Source organism: Halopseudomonas salina, assembly GCF_008641105.1.
Genome location: NZ_VTTI01000003.1, coordinates 295,913 through 319,694 on the forward strand (window position 1 = coordinate 295,913; position 23,782 = coordinate 319,694).

The following is a 23,782-nucleotide window of genomic DNA, read 5'->3' on the forward strand; positions in this document are numbered from 1 at the left end:
ACCCTGTCTAATCACTGCCGAACAGATCCCGCGTATAGACCTTGTGTGCAACGTCCTCCAGCTCCGGCGCGCGACGGTTGGCAATAATCACGCAGCTTTTGCGCTTGAAGGTTTCAAGGTCCTTGATCACCGGCGAGTTAAAGAACATCTCCTGCTCCATCGCCGGCTCATAAACGAGAACCGGAATGCCTTTGGCCTTGATACGCTTCATCACACCCTGAACCGCAGACGCCCGAAAGTTGTCGGACCCTGACTTCATCACCAATCGGTAAATACCCACTGCCTTGGGGTTGCGCCTGATAATAGAATCGGCAATGAAATCCTTGCGGGTGCGATTTGCCTCCACAATGGCATGAATCATGTTACTGGGCACATTCTGGTAGTTGGCCAACAGCTGTCTGGTGTCCTTGGGCAGGCAGTAGCCGCCGTAACCGAAGCTCGGATTGTTGTAGTGGTTGCCTATACGGGGGTCCAGACAAACGCCATCAATAATCTGACGGGTATCCAGATCATGGGTTTCGGCGTAGGTGTCCAGCTCGTTGAAAAAAGCAATGCGCATGGCCAGGTAGGTATTGGCAAACAGTTTTATCGCCTCGGCTTCTGTGGAGTCGGTCAACAGAACCGGAATGTCCTGTTTGATTGCTCCCTGCTGCATGAGGCGGGCAAAGGTTCGCGCCCTCTCGCACTGTGCACCCACCACGATACGCGGCGGGTAGAGATTGTCGAGCAGGGCTTTGCCTTCACGCAGAAACTCGGGAGAAAAAACGATGTTGCGCGAGCCGGTAGCCTCACGCAGCGCACGCGTGTAACCCACGGGCACGGTGGACTTGATCACGATGGTAGCGTCGGGATTAATCGTCATCACATCGCCAATCACCGCCCCGACGCTACGCGTATCAAAACAGTTGGTCGCTGGATCGTAATCGGTTGGGGTGGCGATGATCACAAAATCAGCCCTCCGCAGAGCCAGCATCTTGTCGGTCGTCGCGCGCAGATCAAGCGGTCTGTTCTGAAGATAGGCTTCAATTTCCGCATCATTGATTGGAGACAGCCGGTCATTTATCAGATCGACCTTCTCCTGCACGATGTCCAGGGCCAGCACCTCATTGTGCTGGGCCAGCAATACCGCATTCGAAAGCCCAACGTAGCCCGTCCCGACCACAGCGATTTTCATGCGACCTGCCCCCCCGTTGATCGGCAGCGCCGTAACGCTTCTCGACTACTACTCAGGGTTATATCGGGCAGTTGTTACACTCAATGGTCGGTTTTCCTTCTCAACTCGGGGGCCGCCAGTACGGACCTTTCGTACGCTCCCGCTCCAAGCCAATCGACCCGTGACCCAAGACTGAAGCCTTCTAGATACTTATATATCTTATTCACTAATACGATTGACAATGATTATCATCAATCTTTAGAATCCGCGCGTGCTAACCGCAGACATCTCCTTCGCGGTCTGAGCCAAAAAATTCATAACCAACATCAGGAAAATGAGATGACGCCAACACCCTTATTCAAACGTCAGAACCTCGCCCTGGCAGTGGCAGTTGCACTGCTACCCCTCAGCGCTACTGCCCAGACACAAGACGTCCTGCGGATGCCGTCGATGGAGGTAGTAGGTTCTGAACAGGACGCCATCTCCAAACAATCCGGCGCTGTAGTGATTATCGACCGGGAACAGATCGAACGGATTCAACCCAAATCAACCGAGGACGTGTTGCGCAGGATCCCCGGTATACACGTTAAAACAGAAGAAGAGTCGGCCGTCGTCAGCAACGTCGGTATCCGCGGCCTGTCGGCCAGCGAAGCCAAATCACTGATTCTCGAAGATGGTGTACCGGTAGCTCCGGGTCTGTTCATCGGCAACGACCGCTATTACAACCCGCGTATTCAGCGCATGGAGGACATCGAGGTGCTAAAGGGTTCATCCTCTCTGCGTTATGGCCCTTCGACAATCGGCGGCGTGATCAACTACAAGACCAAAACTCCTGACGACGGCGTATCCGTTTCCGGCCGTGTGGGCTCTTTCAACACCCGCGAAACAACCCTCGAGGCTGGTGGACGCTCCATCTCGGGCGACGCTTTTGGTGGCGTGGTCGCTACCCATGCCCGTAGCGACGGCTTCATGGACAAAGACTATGAAATGACTGATCTGATGTTCAAGGCTGGCGTTGCCATGAGCGACACTCAGAGTCTGGGCATGAAATTCTCCTGGTACGAGAATGATGCGAATATTTCCTACCGTGGATTGCTGCTGGAAGATTACCGTGCGGGTCGTACCTACAATCCGGCACCGGACGATTATTACCTGACTGATCGCAAGGCTTTCGACATCAACCACGAATGGCATCTAAACGATCGGGCAACCCTCCAGACACTGGCCTACTGGAGCGAAGTGACCCGCGACTACTGGCGCTACAGCGTCGATAACGCAGCTTCCAATGCTGCCGGACGTTGGGTTTATACCGACAGTCTGACCGGCAACAACCGCACCTTCGAGCGTTTCGGTGTGGAATCACGCCTCTCCCTGGACCACGACCTGTTTGGCTGGATCAACGAAGCTGAATTCGGCCTGCGGCTGATGAAAGAGGAATCCGACGATAAGCGAATTCGTGCGACTCGTGCTCAGGACCGTACCGGCACCAACGATCGCCATATCGAAGATTCGGCAGAGAGCATCGCCGGCTATGTTCAAAACCGCATCATCTTGTCCAACCGACTGACCGTCACCCCGGGTCTGCGAATCGAATCCTATGAACAGACTCGCAAGGTACTGACACAGAACAACGAGTCGGCTGACACTAGAAACACCGAGTTCCTTCCTGGCATTGGCGCAACCTTCCAGTTGGTACCCGAAGCACAGCTGTATGGTGGTGTATACAAGGCATTCTCCCCTGCCTCCAACGGTGTAGCACTGGACGGCCTGACTGACCAGAAGCTCGATGGTGAGCGCTCGATAAACTATGAGCTGGGAGTGCGCGGCGCCTCGGGCCCAATGGACTACGAGCTTACCGGCTTTTACATGGACTTCGATAATCAGGTGGTCACCGGCAACAGTGATCCGAATCTCTCGCAATCCAATGCTGGGGAAACCCGCCACTATGGCCTGGAAGCCGCATTCGGATATGAACTGGGCATGGGCTTCGCCATTGACTCGAACGTAACCTGGGTACCGGTTTCCGAGTTCAAGACCGGTGACAACAAGGGAAATCGTTTGCCCTACGCACCCAAATATCTGGCCAACGTTGCACTGATGCACACCCACGGCAAGTTCTCGAATGCGTTGCTGGCCCACTATCAAAGCTCGCAATATGGTGACGCTACCAACCTAAAGGACATCCCCGCCGATGCTGCTGGCGGAATCTGGGGCGGCGAAATGAGCTCCTACACCGTCTATGATCTGACCAGCCAGTACCAGGTCAGCAAGAATCTGCGCCTGGAAGGCGCGGTAAAGAATCTGACCGACAAGCGGTACATCACAGGCTTGCGCCAGGGTATCTATGTAGGTCCGGAGCGCTCGTTTGAAGTTGGCTTCAACTACAACTTCTGATCAGCAGGAGGCTTGTCCGGAGCGGATGGTTGTCGCCATCGGCTCCGGTTTACAAGGATCACAGGCCCGCGCAATGCGGGCCTTGTTGTTTGTGGCGGATCACATCTTGCGCGCATCAGCGCTTTGTTTCACCGCGTCCGTCTCCGCAACCGCCGGGGCCGCGTGATAGCGGGTATCTCCCAGCTCATGATTGGTAGCGCGAAGGCGAATGCGCCGCTGCTGCAGTCCAATCATCAATAACGGCGCCACGATCATCGCACTGCCCGCCAGGAACCAGAGATCTGGCACCTCGGCAAAGAACAACCAGCCAATAATGACCGCCCAGATCAGCCCGGTGTACTCCGCACTGGTAACCTGATTGGCATCCACGTGTTTGTAAGCTAGTAGCACACAAACGTTATAGGCCAGGATAAATACCGAGGACCCCACCGCACTGATGAATACCGCATTGCTCCACACAGCGCCTTCCCATAGTGCCAGTGCCAGACACAGCGGCAGGATCATCAGGTAGTTGAGAAAGAGCTTGTGCGCTGTGGACTGCTGGCGGGGCAATTTGCGAACCAGTACCGCGTTGATCGCCAGCGCAGCAGCCGACCCCAACGCACCCAGTGCCGCCCAACTGAAATCCACGGGCCGCAAGATCACCAGGATTCCGGCAAACCCACTGATAACAGCTGCCAGGCTCAGTCTGGTCAGACGCTCGCCAAAAAAGATTACCGAAAGCACCATGACCAGAATCGGCGCGACATAAAACACGGCGTTGGCGGTAGCCAGCGGCAGGGCAATCAATGCATAGACCATGCAGATGATACCGACCAGATGCACATGCCCACGGACAAAATGCAGGCCCGCGCCCTCAAAGGGCTTACTGGTATTGATCTGCCGCCAGAACGGCAACAACACCAGCAGAGTAATGACACAACGCATCAAGGCGTACTGGAAAACCGGGGCGCCCTCCTCTAGAAACTTGATAAACACATCGGAAATCAGCGCCAGCGCATTTCCGATGATCAACAACAGGATTGCGCTGTTGATTGTTTTACCCGACATATCTACCTCTGGTTGTTCATATCACGTGCCGGGATTCTAGGCTTTACCGAGTATGTAGAGAAATGATATTTGACTAGTTAATATTAGTTATTTGGATAGAAAAAGCGCCTATGAAACTACCACCGCTGAAAGCATTACCGGTATTTGAAGCCGTGGCGCGCCTGAACAGCTTCTCCCTGGCTGCAGAAGAACTGGCCGTTGGCCAGAGCGCGGTAAGTCACCAGATCAAGCAACTGGAAACCTACCTGGGAGAACCGTTGTTTATCCGCACCGGGCGTTACCTGGCCCTGACCGAAGAAGGTCGTCAGTACTTTGATGCAATCAGTACCGCATTGCTGCAGATCGAGAGGGCCAGCGAGCACATACTGGGGCATGAAACGGCCCGCCTGCGGTTATCGGTATTCAGCTCCTTCGCCGTTCGCTGGCTGGTACCCAGGCTACCTGCCCTGCGCAAGGAATGGCCGCAACTGGACCTGTCGCTGGAGATGAGCGGGGAAAACCCGCAGCTATCCGATCGGGTGGCCGACTGCTTTATTACCGTCAGACCCACCTCCTCCGCTTTCAGCTATGAATTGCTTTATACAGAACGCTTGTTCCCGGTATGCAGTCAACAGTACTGGCAAACTCTCTGCCGTGAGCAAAATATCGATCCCAACCTGCAGCACGCCCAGACAGCTCCGCTGGCGTTATCAGCGCTTCAAGGCTTGCCCCTGCTTTCCACCCACAGCATATATAACAAGACCGGAGGCGACTGGGCGGCCTGGTACGAGGCCGCTGGCCAGCCCCTCCCGAAGGACACCCGGCTGCAGAATTTCAGCCATATGCTGCTTGCCCTGGAGGCCGCCCGCTACCACCAGGGCATAGCCTTGACCAACGACTATATGCTCAGCAATCGGTCAGATACCGCAGACTTTGTGCGCCTGCCTTGCCACCATGTCATGACCGGTGATCAATTCTATTTCGCCTGGAAAACCAGCCGCCGCCATGAGCCGGGCATACAGATACTGCGCCGCTGGCTGGTTCAGCAGAGTATTGAGTCGGGGTTGAAGCAGTGACTTGCCTAGTGAGTTGAATTAATGATGAAAACCCGTAGCCAGGAACAACAAAAGCAAAAACGCAAAAACCCGCACGAGGCGGGCTTTTGTGGGTTTCTGGATAAGTAGAGAGACAACCAGAAACAGGGCATTGGTCGGGGAGACTGGAATCGAACCAGCGACCTTCTCGTCCCGAACGAGACGCGCTACCAGGCTGCGCTACACCCCGATGATGTGTCGGCATTTTACCCAAAAGAGCCTTGTTCACAATACCCCTGCTGCAAAAAAAGGCTGTTCTAGCAGTGAGTTAGCTTTCCATAAGCCATTGCGCTGGGGTGTTGGCGTTGCATAGTCGGGGGTCATCAAGGTCCAGTTGAACGATGGCATGTGGCTGGTTCAGCAGCCAGCGCAAAGGGCTGCGTTGACCTAAGCTCCAGGCCAATTGCAAATCCGGCAGCAGGGCACTGGGTATCACTGTCAAAAGTGGTTGCCATTGCTCTCCTGCGCGCACCAGACAGACTTTGGCAGGCAGGCTGCGCGCCTGATCGACCAGCAACAACAGCAGCTCAGCATCAACTTGCGGCATGTCACAGGGAACAACCAGCAGATGTGTGCCGTTGCAGGCACGCAGGCCGGCAAGGATTCCGGCGAGTGGCCCGGGAAAATCGGGTTCATCGTCAAGGATCACCTGGTCGGCCCACTGCTGATAGATGTCCTGATTGCGATTGCAGCTGATCAGAACTTCGCTGGCGACCCCGGTGATAAGGGCGGTCAGCCGAGCTGCTATGGGTTCACCACGCCATGGCATCAGGCCTTTGTCACGACCGCCAAGGCGGCTTCCCTGGCCTCCCGCGAGCAGCAAAGCACTCAATCTGAAGATATTTACTGCCCCCACCAGCCGCCTCCCATTGCTGCGCTGTGATATAACAGCGCGTGAAAAATTGCCAAAAAGGATACTCTGCAATGGCCCATGATACTGCCGAATTCGTCCCATTGAATATTGCCGTGCTGACCGTCAGCGATACCCGTAACCTGGATACCGACAGCTCAGGCCAGTTTCTGTCAGATAACGTCAAGGTTGCAGGTCACGTTCTTGCCGATCGACAGCTGCATCCCGACGATATCTACCGGATACGTGCAGTGGTGTCGGACTGGATAGTGCGACCCGATGTGCAGGTCATCCTGATCACCGGCGGTACCGGTTTTACCGGCCGTGACAGCACACCTGAAGCGGTCACGCCATTGCTCGACAAGTTGGTCGACGGCTTTGGCGAGCTGTTCCGCCACGTATCCTGGGAGGAAATCGGCACCTCTACACTGCAATCAAGGGCATTGGCGGGTCTGGCCAATCGTACCCTGGTGGTATGCATGCCGGGTTCCACCGGGGCCTGCCGCACAGCCTGGGATCGCATATTGCGGGAACAACTCGATAGCCGAACCCGCCCCTGCAATTTTGTTCAGCATCTAGCCGCCGCGCCTGCCTGCGGAGCACGCTCATGAGTCTGATGGCCGTTAACGACGCATTGCATCGTGTGCTGGCCAGTGCGGCGAGCGAAAAACTGCCGGACACCGAGACACTTAAACTGGAAGATGCACTGGGCCGCGTGCTTGCCAGGCCGTTGCATTCTGCGCATGACGTCCCGCCCTGGGATAACAGTGCGATGGACGGTTATGCGCTGCACACTGAAGACCTGATCGACGCAGCGCAAACCGGCTTGCCGGTGAGCCAGCGAATTACCGCGGGCATGGCACCGGCACCGCTCGTACGCGGCACCTGCGCGCGTATCTTCACCGGCGCGCCAATCCCTGCAGGCGCCAATGCGGTCGAAATGCAGGAAAATATCAGCGTCGATGATCAGGGCCTGGCGCACTTCGCCAATGCAGTGCGACCGGGCCAGAACATTCGGCCGCAGGGTCAGGACATCCGCGCCGGCAACGTTCTGCTTGAGCCTGGTATACGCCTCAGACCTCAAGACCTGGGCCTGATCGCGTCGGTCGGCATGGATGCCGTCGATGTGTTCAAGCCCTTGCGCGTGGCCGTGCTCTCCACCGGTGATGAACTGGTGGAACCGGGTCAACCGCTGGGTCCTGGACAGATATTCAACAGCAACCGCTACACCCTGATCGGCTGCCTGCAGCGCCTGGGACAGCAGGTGGTGGATGCCGGCATTCTCGAAGACGACCCTGAGTCGACCCGTACAACACTACAAAGTCTGGCCGGCCGAGCTGATGTAATCATCACCTCCGGTGGTGTGTCGGTAGGAGAGGCTGATTTTCTGGGGCAGACACTGCGCGAGTATGGTGAGCTGGACATGTGGAAGTTGGCTATCAAGCCGGGCAAGCCGTTTACCCTAGCGCGCTTTTCCGGTACGCCAGTACTGGGCCTGCCGGGCAATCCGGCTGCGGTGCTGGTCACTTTTCTGCTTCTGGTAAGGCCCTACCTCTTGCGCCGGCTTGGCGTGCGTGACGTGGCTGCGCTGACGCTGGATGTGGCTGCAGGGTTTGACTGGAAACGGGTCGGTAATCGGGATGAGTACCTCAGAGCGCGGCTGGACAATGGCCGGGTGCTACTGGCCGGCAATCAGAGCTCAGGCGTACTGAGCAGCGCGAGTGAGGCTAGTGGTCTTGTCTGCATCAAGGCTGGAACGACGGTAAATACAGGCGATCCGTTATCCTTTCTGCCATTCGAAGGTCTGTTCGATTAGGCACAAAAAACCCGCGCCAGCCCCTGTGGGCTGGCGCGGGTGGTAACTTGAACGCTCCCTTACTCCGGGTTGACGGCGGCCTTGACCAGATTGCTCAACTCGCCGGATTCATGCAGTTCGATGATGATGTCGCTACCGCCTACCAACTCACCACCAATCCAGAGCTGCGGAAACGTCGGCCAGTTGGCGTACTTGGGCAGCTCGGTGCGAATATCCGGATTCTGCAGGATATCCACATAAGCGAATTTTTCGCCGCAGGCCATCAATGCCTGTACGGCGCGGGCAGAGAAGCCGCATTGGGGAGCGTTAGGAGCACCCTTCATATAGATCAGGACGGGGTTCTTGCCAATCTGTTCTTTAATGGTATCGATAGTTTCCATGATTCTTCCTCGGTAGCTGATGAAGGCAAGCTGGCCTGCAAATCGCGTCATTGTAGCGCATTAAGCTGGCCGTAAATACTCGCAGGCCTTATGCCGCTACCACCTCCACAGTCACGCCGTTGAGCGCAGCGTTCCCGGTAACCGGGTCCAGGTAGCACTCATCGGTAAGGTCATTGGCGCTGACACCTGCGTGCTTAGTGGCTGTATCCTGCGATGTACCGGGGCGGTTATGGCCCCAACCATGGGGCAGACTGACGACCCCGGCGAGCATTTCGTCGCTGGCGTTGACCATCACTGTGACCTCACCTACGCGGGAGCGCACCACCACCTGCTGGCCGTCAGCCAGGCCGCGACGGGCAAGATCATCCGGGTGCATAAGCAATTGATCGCGCGGTTTGCCCTTTACCAGCCGTTGATAGTTGTGCATCCAGGAGTTGTTGCTGCGTACGTGTCGACGGCCGATCAGCCGTAATTCACCCTCACGCGGTCTCAGCTGGTCGATATCTGTGGCAAAGCGCTGTAAATCTTCGAGCATGGTTTGCGGTGCACACTCGATTTGACCACTGTCGGTTCTTAACCTGCTTAGCAGATTGGGCTTGAGTGGGCCCAGGTCAATTCCATGGGGATTCTGCTCCAAAACCTCGAGGCTTAACCGATCGCCATAGGGGCCCGAACGCAGCCCTGCATCGATCATCTGGGCCGGCGGCATAGTCGCGCGTGCCTCTTGCCCTGTAACCCGTGCGAATGCCCTGCCCAGCCCGACAAAAATTTCCCAGTCATGCAGAGCGCCTTCGGGTTTGGACAGAATCGGTTGATTTATCCGCGTGACATTGCGCACCGCAAAGGTATTGAAGGTGATGTCGTAGTGATCGTGCTCAAGGGAGGACGTGGGTGGCAGGATGATATCGGCATGGCGAGTCGTTTCGTTGATGTACAGATCAACGCTCACCATAAATTCCAGACTATCCAGGGCACGGTCGAGCTGACGACCGTTCGGCGTTGAGAGCACCGGGTTACCTGCGGAGGTCACCAGCGCGCGGATCTGCCCTTCCCCGGGGGTGAAAATTTCTTCGGCCAGTGCCGCAACCGGCAGCTCGCCATTGAATTCCGGCAGGTTGGATACTCGGCTGCGCCATTGATCGAAGTGGCCAGGCTTGCCTGACACCACATCAAAGGCCGGTTCGGTACACAGCGCTCCACCTGGCTGATCCAGGTTGCCGGTAACCAGGTTGATTATCTGGATCAACCATTGGCACAGGGTGCCGTAACGCTGCACCGAGACACCCATACGGCCATAGCAAACAGCACTCTGGGCCGCGGCAAAGTCACGTGCCAGCTGCCGGATTTGCCGGGCATCGATTCCGCAGTGCTCAGCCATGGCTTCAGCCGTAAAAGCGGCCACTGCAGCCTTTACCTCCTCCATGCCCACGGTGGCCTGAAGGGCCGGACTGGTTTTGCCCAGCCCTTCTTCAAATAGCGTATTGAGCAGCGCCAGTAAAAGCGCAGCATCAGTACCGGGCTGGATAAACAGATGTTCGCTGGCCTGCTCTGCTGTCTCGCTGCGTCGCGGATCCACCACAACCAGTTTCCCGCCGCGTGCCTTGAGGGCCTTGATGCGCTTACCCACATCGGGCACCGTCATGATGCTGCCATTGGACGCCATCGGATTGGCACCCAGCATCAGGAAAAAATCAGTGTGGTCGATATCCGGAATGGGTATGGCGAGCATGTGACCATACATCCACAGGGAGATCAGATGGTGCGGCAACTGGTCTACCGAGGTAGCGGAATACCGCTGCCGAGTGCGCAGTTGGCCGAGAAAGTAGTTACCGTGGGTCATGGACCCATAGTTGTGCACATTGGGATTGCCCATATACACGCCTACCGAGTTACGCCCGTGCTCCGCCTGAATCCCGGCGAGCCGCTCGGCGATCAGGTCAAAGGCTTCTTCCCAGCCGATCTGCTCCCAGGCGTCGCCCACTTTCTTGACTGGCATGCGTAGCCGCTGTGGGTCATTCTGGATATCCTGCAGGGCAATTGCCTTGGGGCAGATATGGCCTCGGCTGAACGGATCCTGGGCGTCGCCCTTGATCGAGAGAATGCGATCCCCCTCGGTTTCAATAGCAAGGCCGCATATGGCCTCGCACAGGTGGCACGCACGGAAATGGGTAACAGGCATGAAGGTGTCTCTATTGTGAGATATTTTTAGCCCTCAACTCTAGGCCCAGCGGGATAGGGCGACAAGGGGCAAAATACGTCAGCATTCATTGCCCTGATCTGCCGGAGCATCCATAGAGCTCCCATGGGTATTTGCCTTACAGCAGATTTTACCGATAAGATCAGCCCCTTCTATTTTCGGGTTTGGCTTATATCGGGCCTTTGGGTCACGGTAGGGCTTTCTGTTTCCGGTTCCTGACCGGCCACTTTCCAGGTAGTAAACATGACTGTACGGCACTTTCTTTCGTTGATGGACTGCTCGCAGGCCGAGTTGATCGGACTGATCAAACGAGGCGTCGAACTCAAGTCGCTGCACCAGCAGGGCGTCATCTACGAGCCGTTGAAAAACCGTGTACTGGCGATGATTTTCGAAAAAGCATCAACGCGTACTCGCGTGTCCTTTGAGGCAGGCATGATTCAACTGGGCGGTCAGGCTATATTCCTGTCCCCGCGGGACACCCAGCTAGGCCGCGGTGAGCCGATCGAAGATAGTGCCCGGGTATTGTCCAGCATGTGCGATGCGGTGATGATCCGGACCTTCGCCCATCAGGACCTGGAGACCTTCGCTCAATATTCCCGCGTACCGGTAATCAATGGACTTAGCGACGACCTGCACCCCTGCCAACTGTTGGCCGATATGCAGACCTATCTGGAACATCGCGGCAGCATTCAGGGCAAGACAGTTGCCTGGGTCGGTGATGGCAATAACATGTGCAACACCTTCATCCAGGCGGCGATCCAGTTCGATTTCAATCTGCGGGTAGCATGTCCGGAGGGTTATGAACCGGATAAAGCGTTCCTTGACCAGGCAGGTGACAGGGTCACCGTGACCCGTGACCCGTTGGAAGCGGTGGCCGGCGCTCACCTGGTCAATACCGACGTCTGGGCATCCATGGGGCAGGAAGATGAAGCTCAAGCGCGCCTCAAGCGCTTCGCACCCTACCAGGTCACCCCGGCAATGCTCGATCACGCCGACGAGTCGGTATTGTTCATGCACTGCTTACCCGCCCACCGTGGCGAGGAAGTAAACGATCAGATCATGGAAGACCCGCGCAGCGTTGTTTGGCAACAGGCAGAAAACCGCCTGCACGCCCAGAAAGCCCTGGTGGAATTTCTGCTCGCCGACTGATCCAGGAGTCACCATGCCAGACACCCAAAGCATCGTTCTAGAGCTGAACCAGCTGGCTTGCGGCTACGCTGGTCAGCCCGTGGTAACAGGGCTTGATATCCATCTGCGCAATGGCGACATCGGCTGCCTGCTTGGCCCCTCCGGATGCGGCAAGACCACCATCTTGCGGGCGATCGCAGGCTTTGAGCTGGTTACCGGCGGTGAGATCAAGTTGAACGGAGAACGGCTGTCCAGTCCGGGCAGGCACATTCCCCCCGAACAGCGCCGCATTGGCATGGTCTTCCAGGACTACGCTCTTTTCCCTCACCTTACAGTGCACGACAACGTCGCCTTCGGGATCAATCGGCATCCCGAACGCAAGCGGATTGTCGAAGAGCTGCTGGACCTGGTGAAACTGACCCAGCTGGGTAAACGCTATCCCCATGAGTTGTCCGGCGGTCAACAACAGCGTGTAGCTCTGGCACGCGCGCTGGCCCCCGATCCCGAGCTGCTGCTGCTGGACGAACCTTTCTCCAATCTGGACGGCGAGTTACGCCGCAGACTGTCCGGAGAGGTTCGCGATATTCTCAAGCAAAGGGGTATCAGCGCACTGCTGGTGACCCACGATCAGAGCGAGGCATTTGCGGTCAGCGACCATGTGGGCGTCCTGCGCGACGGCAAGCTGCAGCAGTGGGACTCCCCCTATAACCTTTATCACGAGCCAGCGACGCCCTTTGTTGCCAGCTTCATCGGCCAGGGCTATTTCATCCGCGGGCAATTGCTTTCACCGGATACGGTGCAGACCGAACTCGGGGTCATCCGCGGCAACCGTGCCTACAAGCTACAGGCTGGCAGCGCAGTGGATGTGCTACTAAGGCCTGACGACATCGTCGGCCAGGATGACAGCCCGTTGAAGGCGAGTATCGTTGGCAAGACATTCCTCGGCGCCACGACGATGTACCGTCTGCAGTTGCCCACCGGCAGTATTCTCGAGGCTATTTTCCCCAGCCACGATGATCACCCGTTGGGAGAAAACGTCGGCATCCGCATTGCTGCCGATCACCTGGTGGTGTTTACCGCCCAGGGCAGCGTCAATGTGCATGCCCAGCTTCCCCTCGAGCAGATGCTCGACGCGGCCAAGCCGGACGCCGACGAGCGATAGCCTGACTATCGCCCGCGGCGCGCCTGCATCAGGGTGCGGGGCGGTAGAGGATATTGCTAACAGTCCCGTGTACCACGCGTGAATGCCGGTAGTCGGTATTCTGCATCATGCCCAGTACGATAATGTCGTTGGCCGGATCAATCCAGGCCCAGGGGCCATGAATCCCCCACCACCAATAGGTGCCGACCGGCAGGTATTGCGCTTTCTCACTGTCGTTGACCACTGCCACGTTCAAGCCGAATTCATTGCCCGGCGCCCAGTCGGGACCGGCAACGCCTGCCGGCAACTGGTTGCTGCGCATCATCTCGACGGTTTCAGGTTTGAGTAGCCGTACCCCGTCCAGCTCACCTTCATTCAACAGCATGCGGGCGAAGCGCAAATAGTCATCCATGGTTGAAACCAGACCGCCGCCGCCGTTGAGAAACGATGGTTTGCTCAACCAGGGCTCATTTGGGTACGGCTTGAGACTATCCTCGGTTGGCGTGTAGGAAACCGCAAACCGATCCTGCTTGCTCTCCGGCACATAAAATCCGGTATCCACCATTTTCAAGGGTGTGAAAATGCGTGTTTGCAGGAACTCGTCGAAGGGCATACCAGAAAAGACCTCAACCAGGCGCGCCTGAATATCCACCGCTACGCTGTAATGCCACTTCGTACCCGGCTGCTGACGCAGGGGCAAAGCGCCAAGCTTCGCGACCATTTCTGCCAGAGTGGAGTCGATATTCTGCAGGTCATTCTCGACATACAAGCGGTCGGTTTGCGACTCGGAGAAACGGCCATAGGTGAAGCCCGCAGTATGAGTCATCAACTCGCGGACAGTGACTGGATGATTCGCCGGCTCGGTGCGCAACTCGCCATCAGGGCCGTCGGCAATCTCGACTTGCAGACCCGCCAGCTCGGGCAGGTATTTTTCAACCGGATCGTCCAGGTTGAAGTGACCGGCCTCGTGCAGCATAAGTAATGCGGTACCGGTTATGGGCTTGGTCAGGGAAAAAATCTTGTAAATGGTGTCGTCAGTCAGCGGCTGTTGTTGCTCCACATTTAGGTAACCCGCCTGATCACGATGGACGATCTGGTTACCCTGCCACACTAGCGTGGCGATGCCAGCAAGCTTCTCTTCAGCCACCTGAGCGTGCATGGCCTGCCCCATCATCTGCAAACGCGGAGTAGAAATCTGGTACTGCTCCGAGCTTTGCTCCTGAGCATGCAGTGGCATGGCCAGAGCGGCAATGCTTGCCGCAATCCCCACTACGGGAAGCAGCACAGTGCTGCGAAAAGATAGATGTCTCATCAAAACCTCTGCTGTTATCGATATTGTTGTGCACGCAACCCTTTCATCGAAGTTGCGATGGAAGCATATTCGTAAATTGTCTGGATATATAGCCACTAGTGGGATTCGATCACGCGCAAACGCACAAATTACACGTCCTGAAATGATCCGACACTTTGTAATGGACACCGGCAGGACTAGTCTGATGTGGAGATTCTTCAATCGGGAAATATCATGAATCGCAGAACGCTTCTGACGGGCTTGTTGGCGTTGCCCGCATTACCCCTGCTGGTGCGCACCAGCTTTGCCCAGACCACCGGCAGTACGGAGCCCCTCATGCAGTTTGAACCGCTCGACAGACCCCACAGTTACTGGCGCGACAAGGTATCCGAACAGGCCTATGAAGTCCTGTTCGAGGAGTCCACGGAACGGCCCGGCAGCAGCCCGCTGGACAAGGTTTACGAGTCAGGCACTTATGTATGTGCGGCCTGCTACCTGCCGCTGTTCGCAAGTGAACACAAGTTCGACAGCGGTACGGGCTGGCCTAGCTTCACTCAACCCATCGAAGGCCATATGGGTACCAAGCAGGACTACAGCATGATCTGGCCCCGCACCGAATACCATTGCGCCCGCTGCGGCGGTCATCAGGGCCATGTATTCAATGACGGGCCTCCACCAAGGGGGGAGCGCTGGTGTAATAATGGTGTCGCGCTTGATTTTGTGCCTGAGGGTGATGACCTGCCCGAATTGAGGGGTTGATAATGCGTCGACTATTAATGGGAATGCTGCTCTTGGTCGGACTGGGACAGCAGGTCGCTTTGGCAAACCAGCCTGTACTGGCCTCAGACGGGCCGCAGGGAAGTGAAATGGCTGTGTTTGCAGGCGGCTGTTTCTGGTGCACCGAGGCGGATTTCGACAAGAAAACCGGCGTTCTTCTGACGCTTTCAGGCTACATTGCCGGCGACGCGCAAACGGCTAATTATGAGGCCGTGTCGTCAGGCAAGACCGACCACATCGAAGCCGTTGCGGTGTTCTACGATCCGGCTCAGATCGACTTCAAGTCTCTGGTGGATTACTACTGGCTGACAGTCGACCCACTGGATGCCGGTGGTCAGTTCTGTGATCGGGGCGCCCAGTACCGTACCGCGCTGTTTTACGGCAATGAGCAGGAAAAACAGATTATCGAGCAATCCAGAGAGAATGTTGCCGCCACTGACCGACTCGACAAGCCGATTGTGACAGACCTTCTGCCGAAGACAGCGTTCTACCCGGCCGAGGAATATCACCAGGACTATTACCAGAAGAATCCTTTGCGCTATCGCTACTACCGCACCACCTGTGGCCGCGATGCACGCCTCGACGAGCTTTGGGGTGCGCAGCGTCAGTAAACCGGGCCTACCAGTTGGAATTAAGTCGCTCGGGCGTGATAATGGCGGGTATACAACACCCAGCCCGAGCGGAAACCATACGATGCAGATCGCCAAGAATACGGTAGTGCAGTTTCACTACACCCTTTCAGACGCCACAGGTGTTCTGGAAAGCTCCCATGACCACCAGCCCGTACTTTATCTCCATGGCCAGCCCGGCCTGGTTGAGGGTCTGGTTGACGCTATGGAAGGTCATGCGACTGGCGACACCTTCAGCGTTGAACTACCCATGGACAAGGCCTACGGTCCGCGGGAAGAAAACGCGCTGCAGAAGGTTCAGGTCAAGCACCTGCATGGCGCCAAGAAATGGAAGCCTGGCATGGTAGCCATCATCCAGACCGAAGAAGGTCAGCGCCAGGTGACGGTAGTCAAGGTGGGGCTTTCACAGGCAACTGTAGACAGTAATCATCCGTTGGCTGGCAAGGACCTGACATTTGAAGTCGAAATCCTTTCAGTACGCGAAGCAAGCGAAGACGAGCTGGCCCACGGACATGCCCACGGGGATGGCGGGCACCAGCACTGAGAATCGGCAGCCAGGGTATTTCACGCATCCGCTAAACAATTGCGTAGCAAAATGCAAGAAAAAAGTGTAAAATGCCCGACTACTTTTATTCAGGCAGGTATTCATGACAGCCAAACCCGCACCCAAAACCGCCCCAAGCAAACGCAAGGCCGACGCAGCAGTCGCCACCAGCAAGTCAATCGATAATCAGATCGACGCGTTTCTCGCCTCAGGCGGTGAAATCCAGAAGATCCCCAACGGCAAGAGCGGCCAGGTTTATGGCGCACCACGCCCAGGTCGCCCGGCCGCCAAATAGTTTCAACCCGTAGTATCGCCAGAGCCGGGCGCAAGCCTGGCAGGCAACCCCTTTCTACCCCTGCCCGCTGCCTCTGCCCCTGCAGCTATTTCAATTCTCATTGTTCGACGATACCTGGCGATGCCTGCCACGATTCAGGCCCCTAGCGTTGCTGCGATCCGATCATTTGCAGTTCGGCGTCATGCAGCGAAACCAGTAGTGCCGTGCCGTCATCAGCCACTTTGAACCCGCCCCACTGCGCCGCCTCAAATTGCTCTCCCGTACCTTCCTGAAAGAAAAATGCGTTGGGACCAATCGAATAACCACCATCGATCCTGCGGATGCGCATACTGATTGTATCGCGCCCTCTGGCCGGGGTATCTCCTACTCCCGCAAAGTCCGCTCGGCGCTGCTCGTCTAGCGTGAAGTGGGCAAAGCTCGGCATCGTCTCGACATCCTTCGCCTCCGCCTCCGACAGCAAGCCCAGCTCGCCATCCGCTGCAAAGCGCAGCGCCATGTAATCACCCTGCATCAGTGACCTGGGGTCAACCGGGGCCAACTGGAGCAAAGCCAGCTCACCCTCCGCGAGCGTTTGCTCATGCCCTTGCACCGCCACCAGCGCAACGGCGACCACCAGAGCCCAGGCGGCAAAAATGGCGCCGCGCAATCTGTATCGACTCATGCGCGTCTCCTCGCCCGAAGGGCTATGAACCGTGCCACCGCCAGTAGCACAACCCCACAGGCTATCATCAGCAATGACTTGTGTAACAGACTGATGTGCAGGCTGTAATACAGAACAAAAAGGTAGAAGCTCGCAAAGGCCGGCATCAGTAATAGCCAGGTGCGGTTACCGGCATGGAACAGGGCGAGCGCGAGTGCCAGGCTCAACACCAATCCCGGAGCCGAATGCGACAGCAACGCCACCAGCGCGCTTACCGCCAGAGCCAACCCGTACTCCAGCCCCGCCGTTCGTCGCCCAAGCCAGGCCACGACGCCCAGCAACACAGCGCCCACCCCCGCAGGATAGATCGCATCGGACCAGTGCCCGGCTTCAAGCATCTGAAATTCGACCATATGATGAAACAATTGCTCATGGGGCATCAGCGCCAGCAGTAGCGAGAGCAGGGTCGCGGCATCCGTCAGAGCGCGTATACGCTGCGCCTGTGAGTGTGTCGCCCAGCGCTGACGGCACAACCAGAGCACACACGCCAGCGCCGCAAGGGCTACCCCATAGATAGCCAGAGCCGCCCCTGAACCTATCAGCACACCAGTGCTGACCAGCATCAGCAGCGCACAGACATGACGATGCAGAAACGATGACGGCAACCACAGCAGACCTGTGGCGATGAGCAAACCCAGCAACGCCACCGGTCGCAAGGTATCCGGATCGCTCCCCAGCCGATCAGCAACCACGAACAGAAGCAGCCCATGCCCCGTCAGCGACAGAGCCAGCCCCATCTGATTGGTAAAGGGCTGACGCCTTCGAAACAAATACACGGCGGCCAGGATCAGCAGTACACCCGCCACTGCGCGCCCCACAGTGCCTTCAATAAGTGCAAGCCAGGGCCCGAGAAATGACAGGATGAAGAGCACAGAGGATACCCAGGCGGCGAGACCAAGCAACCCCGAAAGCCACCAGGGAGTCTGGGATCCCGCCCCAAGACGCTCGCGCTGAGAGGCATCAAGATGCAACTGGGCTTGCATCTGATCCAGCAGCTTTGCCAGCTCCTTTCCGCTCACCCTATCGACTCCCGCGACAGCCGGGTAAGCCAGAGGGCCGCAAGGCCGCTGCTGACCAATACAAACAAACCTATGCCGTTGAGCAGGAAAAAGGTTTCATCAGCATCGATCGACAGATTCACCAGGCCCGAGGTCGCCACCACGATCATCCAGAATAGAATCAGCGCCAGCACCGGAAGATCTCGGCATCGCTGGTGGAAGTAAAAAAGCATGGCTGCACTCACCACCATAAAGGCCAGTAGCAGCGCCGCAAGATCTGTCTCCCACCAGGCTGCAGCAGCGCCGCAGCCCAGTGCAGACAGCACGCCCAGACACGCCAGCCGTTGGATGGAGCGTCGCGGGTACGCAAGCAGTAAGGTGTCGAAGCGGTCGAAAACCAGCAATAACGCAGCGTTGGCCGCTGCCACCACCAACAGCGCCTGGTATGCCTGCAACCCGGCGTACAGCCCCTGCCAGCGCGACTGGGCTAAGAAGGCGCACAGAGCAAAATTGCCCACCGCCCAGAACAGCCCCCAGCAAGCGTTCGATCTGGCCAGCAAGGCCCAGGGAAGGGTTAGCACCGCCCATACTGCAAAGAGCTGCCAGATATCCGAGCCGGTCTGATAGGTCTGGCCGATCAACGCCAACAGTGCACCGGTGGCGATGCAGCAGCCAAACATGGCGGAGCGGTACAGAACCGAGGCGGGAGTAGCCCAGGCAGACAGTACAGCGAAGCTCGAGAACCCCATCAATGCCAGGGCGAGCTTTGCCAATCGATGCATGTCCGCCCAGTTCCAGGCAAAGAAAAAGAGCACGCCCGCGCCAAGCAGTACCAGACCAGCGGCGGTGGCGACTTGCTCGATACCCTTTTGCCACTGGGCACCGTCCGGGGCCAGAGGATCCTGCGCAGCCAGGGCATCCAACTGATGCTTGTCCAGCAATCCTTCCTCGGCCCAGGCATATATCTGCTCCTTGTGCCCGAGGGACCGTCTCACGCAGCGTCTCCCCTGAGCTCGGCTACGCGGCTTTCCATCAACTGCGCTGTCACCTGGTCGGCCGGTACCGGGTCACCTGCCACAAGGCACACCCGCGACCAGAAACGGCGGCAGAATCCCTTGTGCGGGTGACGGCTGAAAAAGCTGCCCCAGAGCCCACGTAGCGCCATCGGAACAACCGGCACAGGGTTGTGTTCGAGCACGCGGGCCATGCCATTGCGAAAAGCGTTGATCTCGCCGTCTGTGGTCAATTTTCCCTCGGGGAAGATACAGACCACTTCGCCGGCATCAAGGTACGCGCCGATCCGCTGGAAAGCGGCCTCGTAGATTTCGGCATTCTCGTCCCGCGGCGCAATCGGGACTGCACCCGCCGTGCGGAAAACAAAATTGAGTACCGGCAAGTCGTAGATTCGGTGATACATGACGAACCGTACGGGTCGCCGTACCGCTCCGCCGATCAGCATGGCGTCGACAAAGGACACATGGTTGCATATCAGCAGACACGGGCCTTCCTCGGGGATCGCCTGCAGATTCTGGTGCTCCACCCGGTATAGCGAGTGGCCGAGCAACCAGATCAGAAAGCGCATGCCGAACTCCGGCACGATACTGTAAATATAGGCGCTCACCGCGACGTTCATCAACGAGATGACCAAAAACAGCTGGGGAATCGACAGCTCTGCCACCGTGAGCAGCACTATGGCGATGATGGCCGACAGCACCATCAGCAAGGCGTTGAGAATATTGTTGGCCGCTATCACCCGGGCCCGCTCGTTCTCGCTGGTGCGCGACTGGATGAGCGCATAGAGGGGCACGATATATAACCCACCAAAAACCCCGATACCAAGGATGCAGCCCATGATCCACCAGGCTGAAGGCAGCGCCATTAACTGCAGCCAACCGTAGGTGTCGTGCGCAGCCGGTACAGCGCTCGAGCCCCACCAGAGCAGGAGGCCGAACACGGTCAGCCCCAGTGAGCCAAAGGGCACCAGACCAATCTCGACCTTGCGCCCGGACATGCGCTCGCACAAGAGCGAACCGGTAGCGATACCCACGGAGAAGACTGTCAGGATCAGCGTGACGACACTTTCATCACCGTGCAGGTAATCCTTGGCAAACGCAGGTATCTGGGTCAGATAGGTGGCACCGAGGAACCAGAACCAGGAGTTGCCAAGCAGTGACCGCGAGACCGAAGGGACCTGTTGCACAAGACCCAGATGCAGGATGGCCCAGGAATGACGAAAGATGTTCCAATCGATCTTCAACTCCGGCATTGCCGCGTGGGCCCGCGGGATCCAGAAGCTGGTGGCGAAGCCAAGTGCCGCCAACACCAACACCGATCCTGCCACCCAGCCAGCCCAGGCCTCCCTCGACATGAGCAGACCGGCGTAGAGAGTGCCGCCCAGGATCGCCAGGAAAGTCCCCATTTCGACCAGGGCGTTACCGCCAATCAGTTCGTCAGGGTGCAGATGCTGAGGCAGTATCGAGTACTTCACCGGCCCGAATAACGCCGACTGGGTCCCCATCGCAAACAGCACGGCGAGCAACAGGGGCAAGCTGCCTAACCAGAGCCCTGCCGCACCCACCAGCATGATCCCGATCTCACCGAGCTTGATCATGCGGATCAGGGAGTCCTTGGCAAACTTTTCGCCAAATTGACCGCCGAGGGCTGAGAAAAGAAAAAACGGCAGAATGAACAGCATCGCGCTGAGATTGATCAGCACGTCGCGGTCGGCAAGCACGGTGATCTTGAACAGGATCGCCAGGATCAGGGCCTGCTTGAAAACGTTGTCGTTGAAGGCCCCAAAAAACTGGGTAAGAAAAAACGGCAGGAACCGCCGCTTTTCCAGGAGACTGAACTGAGACTGCTGTGACATCCGGGCTCTATCCTTTTGTGCCTGACCTTCCTGTTGGATGGCAGCATAGCGGAACAAAGGCACATCCGGATATGGTTGCGCATAGCCCGGACGGTCAATGAAAAGCGACCGGCCAGGCAATAGCACCACTCCTCAGGGCTGGACCTCCAGACGCACGTTCCGGCGCTGGATCCATTGATGAATACGCTCGTGACGCTCGGAGGTCAGCGGGTATTTCCAGGCGATGGCAAAGGCGATCATGTACAAGGTCACCGGTCCGAGAATATACAGAACACGCAGGGCCATCAGCTGGGTGTCATCGTGTACTGTGGCCTGGGCGTTGAAGCCGACCAGCCATAGCAGACCCAGCGACAGGCCAAGACCCAGTGCCATGGCCATTTTCTGCGCCATGCCCGACATCGCAAAAAACAAGCCAGTGCGATGCTCCTTGCTGCGCGCCGTATCCACATCGACGATATCCGCCAGCATGGCCAGCGGCAGAAACTGGAACGCGGCGAAACAGAAACCCTTCAGCGCAAACATGATCGCAAACGGCACCACCTGACCCGCCTGTAGAAAAAACATGCCCAGAATACTGGCACTGGATACCCCGACAGCCACACAGAACGCCTTGTGCTTGCCGATCTTCTTGCCGAGGATCAACCAGAAAGGAATACCCAGAATACCGATACCGAAATAGATCAGGTACATCAGCCCGATATAGGACTGAATCTGCAATACGTGCTGCATGAAGAATACCGACAACGCATTACGGAAAGACTCCCCCGTGACCACGATCAGCAACATCAACATCATGCGTTTGAATGGCCCGTTGTACTTGAGCACCTTCAGGCCCTTTTTCCACTCGGTCTTCTGTACCGTTTTCGACGGCGCCTCGCGGACAAAGGCCAGCGCCAGAAATACCGTGATCGGCAAAGTGACGATAAACAACCAGGCCATACCCCCAAGGATCGGACCGTAACCACGGGTCAGCTCGCCATCAGTGCCCAGCAGCCAGATGATGAAGCGCATGAAGAAGCCATCGGTGTGCCCCTCGGCAAACCGACCTGCCATCGCCTGAATGATCGCCGGCGCCAGAGCAGCCAGGAACAAGCCTATCAGCACATAGCCTTCACGCGAGGCTGTTACTCTGCTTCGCTGATGGTACAGCGGCGACAGCTCTGCACCCCAGGCACCATAGGGCAGGGTCACCATGGTCCATCCCAGGTACATGAACACCGTCCAGAACAGCAGATGTCCGACGCCGACGCCTTCAGGCGGCATGAACAGCATCACCGTGCCGATCAACACTAACGGTGTGCCAACAAATATCCATGGCTTGCGGCGGCCGAAGCGGGTACTCCAACGGTCGCTGATGGTTCCGATAAGCGGGTCGGTTACGACATCGGAAAAACGTGCCAGTACTAGCACCAGCGCCACCAAACCCATGTTCATGCCCATTTCACCGGCATAGAAGGGAGGAAGGTAGACAACCAGCGGATAACCAATAATGGCCAACGGCATACCGATGGACCCGTGGATCATCAGGGTCGAACGCTTCAAGATCCCGTCTTGACTCATACCTTACTCCCGCGCAAACGGCTCGAATTCAACCCAAACTATGGGCGAAACTGCCTGTTATTGTTATCCGAACACTGGGTACTTCTGGCGATTCGTCCGACTGCCGCACCATGACACATTCATTGTGCCTCAACGGCGATTCTAGAGAAGCTGGAGCGCAATACAACCAAAGTCGACCATGAAGTCAGATCTTGAATCAATCGCATTACCACAATGCCAGTATGCAAGCGCAATGGCCCTGCCTGACAGTAGATCGAGCCACTATCAGCGATTGCGATGCAGCTTATTCAGCGCCCTTATGCAAGGCCAGTCCCGGTGCGACATATACAAGCAGGGCGCGTCCAGAGCAACTATGAACTGAAAGGCCAAATCGCTGTCTTACACTTGAACAGGAGAAACACATGAAAAACGGACCTCCCCGCATTACCGTCACCTTGATGACGCTGGCCCTGGGCTTTGGCTCTATGAGCATTGGCGCACAGCCCCCCGAGAACCGCGGAAAGCCCGACGGTCATCCGGGCAAACATGATCAACATGCTGAAAAGGACTATCGCAAGGACAAAAAAGACCACAAGAATCATGAGCGTGACGACGATCGTTACCAGTCACGCAACGGTAGCAACGCAACACCTGAAACCCGAAACATCACTATCGAGGAAGCGGTCATCCGCGAAATATTCCGCGATCAGCGGGACTACGTTAGCGCTGACGATTCGTTGCCTCCTGGCATACGCAAGAATCTGGCCCGTGGCAAACCACTGCCCCCCGGCATTGCCAAGAAGTTTGATTCCCGCGTGCAATCCAGACTACCGAGTTATCCCGGTTATGACTGGCGACAAGTGGGTACCGATGCAGTGCTGATCAACACCACTACCGGTATTATCGAAACCATCATCGACAGTATTTTGCGTTAGCCCTTGCCCCTCAGACTGGAAAA

The 23,782-nt window shown here is 57.1% G+C and carries 22 protein-coding genes and 1 tRNA gene; 11 read left to right on the forward strand and 12 right to left on the reverse strand.

Going from position 1 to position 23,782, the window contains the following annotated elements; all coding sequences use genetic code 11:
* Positions 1-7 precede the first annotated feature (7 nt).
* Positions 8-1,174, reverse strand: a complete 1,167-nt coding sequence (locus tag FZF01_RS06690) for a nucleotide sugar dehydrogenase (RefSeq protein WP_150277365.1) — start codon at positions 1,172-1,174, stop codon at positions 8-10.
* A gap of 318 nt (positions 1,175-1,492) precedes the next feature.
* Between FZF01_RS06690 and FZF01_RS06695 the strand changes: the two genes are divergently transcribed.
* Positions 1,493-3,547 (forward strand): TonB-dependent receptor family protein, encoded by a 2,055-nt coding sequence (locus FZF01_RS06695; protein ID WP_150277366.1) that lies wholly within the window; start codon positions 1,493-1,495, stop codon positions 3,545-3,547.
* Positions 3,548-3,646: 99 nt separating this feature from the next.
* Here the strand turns inward: FZF01_RS06695 and FZF01_RS06700 are convergent, their stop codons facing one another.
* A complete protein-coding gene (locus FZF01_RS06700; RefSeq protein WP_150277367.1) occupies positions 3,647-4,597 on the reverse strand; it encodes a DMT family transporter in 951 nt (316 codons plus the stop codon).
* A gap of 110 nt (positions 4,598-4,707) precedes the next feature.
* Between FZF01_RS06700 and FZF01_RS06705 the strand changes: the two genes are divergently transcribed.
* Complete coding sequence (locus tag FZF01_RS06705) at positions 4,708-5,652, forward strand: LysR substrate-binding domain-containing protein (RefSeq protein WP_150277368.1); 945 nt, start codon at positions 4,708-4,710, stop codon at positions 5,650-5,652.
* A 131-nt stretch (positions 5,653-5,783) separates the two neighbouring features.
* On the opposite strand, the gene FZF01_RS06710 is transcribed toward FZF01_RS06705, so the two are convergent.
* Both FZF01_RS06710 and mobA read right to left on the reverse strand, forming a co-directional pair.
* Positions 5,784-5,860, reverse strand: a tRNA-Pro gene (locus tag FZF01_RS06710).
* A gap of 78 nt (positions 5,861-5,938) precedes the next feature.
* Positions 5,939-6,526, reverse strand: a complete 588-nt coding sequence (gene mobA / locus FZF01_RS06715; RefSeq protein WP_223825424.1) for a molybdenum cofactor guanylyltransferase MobA — start codon at positions 6,524-6,526, stop codon at positions 5,939-5,941.
* A 68-nt stretch (positions 6,527-6,594) separates the two neighbouring features.
* Between mobA and moaB the strand changes: the two genes are divergently transcribed.
* Together moaB and FZF01_RS06725 are read left to right on the forward strand one after the other, a co-directional pair.
* Positions 6,595-7,131, forward strand: a complete 537-nt coding sequence (moaB, locus tag FZF01_RS06720) for a molybdenum cofactor biosynthesis protein B (RefSeq protein ID WP_150277370.1) — start codon at positions 6,595-6,597, stop codon at positions 7,129-7,131.
* Positions 7,128-8,336, forward strand: coding sequence for a molybdopterin molybdotransferase MoeA (locus tag FZF01_RS06725; protein WP_150277371.1), 1,209 nt, complete (start codon positions 7,128-7,130; stop codon positions 8,334-8,336). The genes moaB and FZF01_RS06725 overlap by 4 nt, the downstream gene beginning before the upstream one ends.
* 59 nt (positions 8,337-8,395) lie before the next feature.
* Here FZF01_RS06725 and grxD read toward each other — a convergent pair whose 3' ends face one another.
* On the reverse strand, positions 8,396-8,716 hold the full coding sequence (gene grxD, locus FZF01_RS06730; protein WP_150277372.1) for a Grx4 family monothiol glutaredoxin: 321 nt from the start codon (positions 8,714-8,716) through the stop codon (positions 8,396-8,398).
* 88 nt (positions 8,717-8,804) lie between these two features.
* Positions 8,805-10,895 (reverse strand): molybdopterin oxidoreductase family protein, encoded by a 2,091-nt coding sequence (locus FZF01_RS06735; protein WP_150277373.1) that lies wholly within the window; start codon positions 10,893-10,895, stop codon positions 8,805-8,807.
* 261 nt (positions 10,896-11,156) lie between these two features.
* Here FZF01_RS06735 and argF point away from each other — a divergent pair, with 261 nt between their 5' ends.
* A complete protein-coding gene (gene argF, locus FZF01_RS06740; RefSeq protein ID WP_150277374.1) occupies positions 11,157-12,062 on the forward strand; it encodes an ornithine carbamoyltransferase in 906 nt (301 codons plus the stop codon).
* A 13-nt stretch (positions 12,063-12,075) separates the two neighbouring features.
* The gene (locus tag FZF01_RS19770) at positions 12,076-13,203 is read left to right on the forward strand and encodes an ABC transporter ATP-binding protein (RefSeq protein ID WP_150277375.1); all 1,128 of its coding nucleotides are present in this window, start codon (positions 12,076-12,078) and stop codon (positions 13,201-13,203) included.
* 28 nt (positions 13,204-13,231) lie between these two features.
* On the opposite strand, the gene FZF01_RS06750 is transcribed toward FZF01_RS19770, so the two are convergent.
* The gene (locus FZF01_RS06750) at positions 13,232-14,494 is read right to left on the reverse strand and encodes a serine hydrolase domain-containing protein (protein WP_150277376.1); all 1,263 of its coding nucleotides are present in this window, start codon (positions 14,492-14,494) and stop codon (positions 13,232-13,234) included.
* Between the two features lie 213 nt (positions 14,495-14,707).
* Between FZF01_RS06750 and msrB the strand changes: the two genes are divergently transcribed.
* The 4 genes from msrB to FZF01_RS06770 all read left to right on the forward strand — a co-directional run bounded on the left by msrB (position 14,708) and on the right by FZF01_RS06770 (position 16,718).
* Positions 14,708-15,232 carry a peptide-methionine (R)-S-oxide reductase MsrB gene (gene msrB, locus FZF01_RS06755; RefSeq protein ID WP_150277377.1) on the forward strand — a complete coding sequence of 175 codons (525 nt, stop codon included), beginning with the start codon at positions 14,708-14,710 and terminating at the stop codon, positions 15,230-15,232.
* 107 nt (positions 15,233-15,339) lie between these two features.
* Entirely contained in the window at positions 15,340-15,861 is a 522-nt protein-coding gene (msrA, locus tag FZF01_RS06760) for a peptide-methionine (S)-S-oxide reductase MsrA (RefSeq protein ID WP_188434299.1), read from the forward strand.
* 82 nt (positions 15,862-15,943) lie between these two features.
* Positions 15,944-16,423 (forward strand): FKBP-type peptidyl-prolyl cis-trans isomerase, encoded by a 480-nt coding sequence (locus FZF01_RS06765; protein WP_150277379.1) that lies wholly within the window; start codon positions 15,944-15,946, stop codon positions 16,421-16,423.
* 103 nt (positions 16,424-16,526) lie between these two features.
* On the forward strand, positions 16,527-16,718 hold the full coding sequence (locus tag FZF01_RS06770; protein ID WP_150277380.1) for a hypothetical protein: 192 nt from the start codon (positions 16,527-16,529) through the stop codon (positions 16,716-16,718).
* A gap of 142 nt (positions 16,719-16,860) precedes the next feature.
* Here FZF01_RS06770 and FZF01_RS06775 read toward each other — a convergent pair whose 3' ends face one another.
* From FZF01_RS06775 to FZF01_RS06795, 5 genes are all read right to left on the reverse strand, one after another.
* Entirely contained in the window at positions 16,861-17,379 is a 519-nt protein-coding gene (locus FZF01_RS06775; RefSeq protein ID WP_150277381.1) for a GDYXXLXY domain-containing protein, read from the reverse strand.
* Positions 17,376-18,437: a DUF4401 domain-containing protein gene (locus FZF01_RS06780; protein ID WP_150277382.1), complete on the reverse strand. Its 1,062-nt coding sequence runs from the start codon at positions 18,435-18,437 to the stop codon at positions 17,376-17,378. Before FZF01_RS06780 ends, FZF01_RS06775 begins: the two co-directional genes overlap by 4 nt.
* On the reverse strand, positions 18,434-19,411 hold the full coding sequence (locus tag FZF01_RS06785) for a DUF2157 domain-containing protein (RefSeq protein WP_150277383.1): 978 nt from the start codon (positions 19,409-19,411) through the stop codon (positions 18,434-18,436). The genes FZF01_RS06780 and FZF01_RS06785 overlap by 4 nt, the downstream gene beginning before the upstream one ends.
* A complete protein-coding gene (locus FZF01_RS06790) occupies positions 19,408-21,285 on the reverse strand; it encodes an MFS transporter (RefSeq protein WP_150277384.1) in 1,878 nt (625 codons plus the stop codon). The genes FZF01_RS06785 and FZF01_RS06790 overlap by 4 nt, the downstream gene beginning before the upstream one ends.
* A 132-nt stretch (positions 21,286-21,417) precedes the next feature.
* Entirely contained in the window at positions 21,418-22,845 is a 1,428-nt protein-coding gene (locus tag FZF01_RS06795; RefSeq protein WP_150277385.1) for an MFS transporter, read from the reverse strand.
* Positions 22,846-23,246: 401 nt separating this feature from the next.
* Here FZF01_RS06795 and FZF01_RS06800 point away from each other — a divergent pair, with 401 nt between their 5' ends.
* Entirely contained in the window at positions 23,247-23,759 is a 513-nt protein-coding gene (locus FZF01_RS06800) for an anti-virulence regulator CigR family protein (RefSeq protein ID WP_223825425.1), read from the forward strand.
* The last annotated feature ends 23 nt before the right edge of the window (positions 23,760-23,782 follow it).

Coding starts and splice junctions, on each gene's coding strand:
- FZF01_RS19770 (WP_150277375.1), top strand. CDS start 12,076: ATGCCAGACACCCAAAGCATCGTTCTAGAGCTGAACCAGCTGGCTTGC.
- FZF01_RS06700 (WP_150277367.1), bottom strand. CDS start 4,597: ATGTCGGGTAAAACAATCAACAGCGCAATCCTGTTGTTGATCATCGGA.
- grxD (WP_150277372.1), bottom strand. CDS start 8,716: ATGGAAACTATCGATACCATTAAAGAACAGATTGGCAAGAACCCCGTC.
- FZF01_RS06705 (WP_150277368.1), top strand. CDS start 4,708: ATGAAACTACCACCGCTGAAAGCATTACCGGTATTTGAAGCCGTGGCG.
- msrB (WP_150277377.1), top strand. CDS start 14,708: ATGAATCGCAGAACGCTTCTGACGGGCTTGTTGGCGTTGCCCGCATTA.
- moaB (WP_150277370.1), top strand. CDS start 6,595: ATGGCCCATGATACTGCCGAATTCGTCCCATTGAATATTGCCGTGCTG.
- FZF01_RS06790 (WP_150277384.1), bottom strand. CDS start 21,285: ATGTCACAGCAGTCTCAGTTCAGTCTCCTGGAAAAGCGGCGGTTCCTG.
- FZF01_RS06690 (WP_150277365.1), bottom strand. CDS start 1,174: ATGAAAATCGCTGTGGTCGGGACGGGCTACGTTGGGCTTTCGAATGCG.
- FZF01_RS06725 (WP_150277371.1), top strand. CDS start 7,128: ATGAGTCTGATGGCCGTTAACGACGCATTGCATCGTGTGCTGGCCAGT.
- FZF01_RS06795 (WP_150277385.1), bottom strand. CDS start 22,845: ATGAGTCAAGACGGGATCTTGAAGCGTTCGACCCTGATGATCCACGGG.
- FZF01_RS06800 (WP_223825425.1), top strand. CDS start 23,247: ATGAAAAACGGACCTCCCCGCATTACCGTCACCTTGATGACGCTGGCC.
- FZF01_RS06765 (WP_150277379.1), top strand. CDS start 15,944: ATGCAGATCGCCAAGAATACGGTAGTGCAGTTTCACTACACCCTTTCA.
- FZF01_RS06695 (WP_150277366.1), top strand. CDS start 1,493: ATGACGCCAACACCCTTATTCAAACGTCAGAACCTCGCCCTGGCAGTG.
- FZF01_RS06735 (WP_150277373.1), bottom strand. CDS start 10,895: ATGCCTGTTACCCATTTCCGTGCGTGCCACCTGTGCGAGGCCATATGC.
- FZF01_RS06775 (WP_150277381.1), bottom strand. CDS start 17,379: ATGAGTCGATACAGATTGCGCGGCGCCATTTTTGCCGCCTGGGCTCTG.
- FZF01_RS06770 (WP_150277380.1), top strand. CDS start 16,527: ATGACAGCCAAACCCGCACCCAAAACCGCCCCAAGCAAACGCAAGGCC.
- argF (WP_150277374.1), top strand. CDS start 11,157: ATGACTGTACGGCACTTTCTTTCGTTGATGGACTGCTCGCAGGCCGAG.
- msrA (WP_188434299.1), top strand. CDS start 15,340: ATGGCTGTGTTTGCAGGCGGCTGTTTCTGGTGCACCGAGGCGGATTTC.
- FZF01_RS06750 (WP_150277376.1), bottom strand. CDS start 14,494: ATGAGACATCTATCTTTTCGCAGCACTGTGCTGCTTCCCGTAGTGGGG.